2 protein-coding genes and 3 pseudogenes are annotated in these 2,846 nt (G+C 62.3%); all 5 read right to left on the bottom strand.

Features of this window, described 5'->3' with window-relative positions:
- Positions 1 to 228: pseudogene (locus BG842_RS30705) on the bottom strand (hypothetical protein); the annotation flags it as partial.
- Positions 229 to 473: 245 nt separating this feature from the next.
- Positions 474 to 929: pseudogene (locus BG842_RS21120) on the bottom strand (mRNA surveillance protein Pelota); the annotation flags it as partial.
- Positions 930 to 1,014: 85 nt separating this feature from the next.
- A complete protein-coding gene (locus BG842_RS21115) occupies positions 1,015 to 1,707 on the bottom strand; it encodes a DUF4013 domain-containing protein (RefSeq protein WP_069449824.1) in 693 nt (230 codons plus the stop codon).
- Entirely contained in the window at positions 1,670 to 2,536 is an 867-nt protein-coding gene (locus BG842_RS21110) for a hypothetical protein (RefSeq protein WP_254663359.1), read from the bottom strand. The genes BG842_RS21115 and BG842_RS21110 overlap by 38 nt, the downstream gene beginning before the upstream one ends.
- A gap of 124 nt (positions 2,537 to 2,660) precedes the next feature.
- A pseudogene (locus BG842_RS32095) lies at positions 2,661 to 2,807 on the bottom strand (FAD-linked oxidase); the annotation flags it as partial.
- Positions 2,808 to 2,846: the final 39 nt, after the last annotated feature.

The following is a 2,846-nucleotide window of genomic DNA, read 5'->3' as shown; positions in this document are numbered from 1 at the left end:
CTGTGAGAGATATGTTCCAGGCGCGCGCTCGATGTGATCATGCAGCTCCGCGCGTACTTCTTGTTCGAGTGGATCAGAGTCATCATACTTACTGTATCTGAGTGGCATAAACGGCCACCAGACCCGGTCTCCGAGCTTTGGTTTAGAGAAGACACCCACTGTATTGGCGTGGGTGGCCAGCGTTCCGATCTCCGGGCGATGGAGGACGACGCCGGCAGTGACAGTCACGCCGATGAGTTCGGCGGTTTTCGTAGGGTGGGCCGGAATCGTCGACTAGATTCGCTCGGGTGTGTCTCTGGATCGTTCGCCTCTACTGTCCTCGTTGATCTGTCCGCGTTCGCCTCACCGCCGGATGCAGTGTCGCTCAACTGCGGCGTCGTGTTGGGAGCAGTGTTCATCTCAACTGTTTCGCTTTGTACCACGGACAATGACGGGGTTGCAACCGGTTTGAACGGACGACCCATGGGGGTCGTCTTTTTGACGGTGCCAATTCCGTTCTCATCTGTTTTCGTCACATGTGGCGACGCATTCAGATTCTCTTTTGATGACGCCGGCGGTCGCATCGCTTGCGATAGTTTCCACTCCTTCTCGATGGTTATCTTCTCGCGTTCCTCGACGTTGAGGGTGTGGTGGAGGCCCAACTGGTCCTCCCGCGAGCAGTCGGTGATGACCCCGCCGACGCGGACGCGGTTGGCGAACCGATGGAACTCCACGTCCTCCACCCGGAGCGTGATGTGCATGTGCTCGCGCTCGCCGCCCGTATCCCGCATCTGGTCGTCGGCGCGCTGGATGCGCCGGGTCGTATCACCCGACACGTCGTCGCCCGGTTCGAGGAGATACGTCAGATGCCAGAGGTCGTCCAGACTCTCGGGGACGAGCGTGATGCGCTCGCGGGTCCCGTCGATGGACGTTCGGTCGTGTATCTGCATGAATAGAAGTGTGTTTTCCGGCGGTAAGTGCCCTGCTATTCGCACCCTAACGCTACGAGTCGTCCCGACGGAAACGAAAAGAGAATCAGACCGCGGGTTGCCCGTCCTCGACTTCGGACCCCTTCTGCAGTCGGTGTTCGTCCGCTTCGGCGTATCCTCGTGCGTAGATGTACGCCGCAGTCACTTGCGCGTAGAAGCCGACGAACACGGCCGCGAGCCAGCCGAGGAGCGGGACCGCGCCGACGGCGCTCGCGATGACACCGGCCACGACGAGGACGCCCAGCGCCAGCAACCAGCCCGTTCCGTACTCCCCGTCGCGGAGGATGGGCACGAGCGATTCGTACTCGAACGCCGACCCCATGGTGTTCTTCTCGGCGAACCGAACGAGCGCGGCGGGAAGGGCGTACCACACCGCGAGTCCGGCCACGAGCGTCAGCACGCCGCCGAGGATGGCCACGAGGCCGCCCAGCGCGGGCGCGTTGTCGGCGAGCGCCACGCCGCCGCCCACGAACACGACGGCCAACACCGCCGGTACGAGCGCGTAGACGACCGTGATGACGACCGCCTTGAGTCCGTCTACCGTTAATTTCGTCCAGTCGCCGAATTCCGGAGCGTCGGTGTCTCCGTCCGAAACACGGCGCAGGACGCGAATCACGTATCCCTGCACGATGAGTGCGGGGATGATGAGGAACCCGAAGATGATGAGTAAGCCGCCGACGAGTATCGTCATCGCGGCGTCGTCACTGTCCTTCAGGTACCGGATACTTTCGTTGAACATTTGTCTCCCCCTCGGGTTGAATCCCGCAGATTCGCCCGATACAGTGCTCTAGACGACGCCTGCGAGCTAACCGTTTGCTCGGGAAAGAGAACATGTTAGAACAGACTAACATCGATGGCGTGTCGAAAAAAACCACAATAGCGAATCGACAACCGTTTGCGCATGGATTGGTCCGCGTCGAGGCGGCGGTTCGGTCGCTGTTGCTGTTCGGCAGTGCTCGGGCCCACGTGGTCTCCGACTCGGCGAAATCTTCGTCGGGACGCCACACGCCATTGATGTTGATGTTGTGTGGTGCGTTCCGACTGGCGTAGGCGGTGGCGTCGCCAGGGACGCGGCTCACCGCTCCGCCCAGGTGGAATAGCACCGCGTATGAGCGGGGTGACTTCGTCGAAAAGGCGTGGTCGACGAGAACTTCAATCAAGTCGTCGGACAGCTCAGGTAGGTCGGTCGACTTCCAATAGTAGTGCCATCCATGGAGAACGGTGCTGTCGAGCCCGCTCTGGTGCGCCACATACCGCTTGGGGGAGACCAAGTCAAGAAGCGGTGTGCCGTGCTCGCGCAGCGGGCGGAGGACACTCTCACCCTCCTCAACCGGACCTGTGTAGCAGGCGTTGATGGCCACGGCGGGTCGCCAGTGAAGCTCCTCGGGGACGACCGAGAGGGGAGGGATGGTTCCCAACCTGACGACGGTGCCAAGCTCGTCGGGAGCATCCTGCACGAAGTCGCGGTAGAAGCGCAGCGCGGCGGCAGTGTCGTCCGCCGCCCAGAACACGGGGCCGGCGAGCACAGTGGGACCGACAGGGTGGAGGGCGAACTCGAAGGAGGTCACGATCCCGAAGTTTCCACCACCGCCCCGCAACGCCCAAAAACAGGTCTGAGTGTTCGTCTTCCGAGGCTCGAATGAATTTGCCATCGGCGGTCACCATATCGGCGGAGAGCAGGTTGTCGACAGTGAGGCCATGCTTGCGCATCAGCCAGCCGATACCCCCGCCGAGGGTAAGCCCGGCGACGCCGGTGTGACTGACGATGCCGCCCGGGGTCGCAAGTCCGTGAGCCTGGGCCTCATGGTCAACGTCGCCCCACAGGGCGCCACCCTGCACTCGAGCTGTCCGTGCGGGAGGGTCAATCCACACGGCTCG

Origin of the sequence: Haladaptatus sp. W1, from assembly GCF_001723155.1 — an archaeon.
Lineage (GTDB): Archaea > Halobacteriota > Halobacteria > Halobacteriales > Haladaptataceae > Haladaptatus > Haladaptatus paucihalophilus.
Note: the sequence above shows the minus strand (reverse complement) of the source record. Positions and strands in the feature narration are given on the sequence as shown.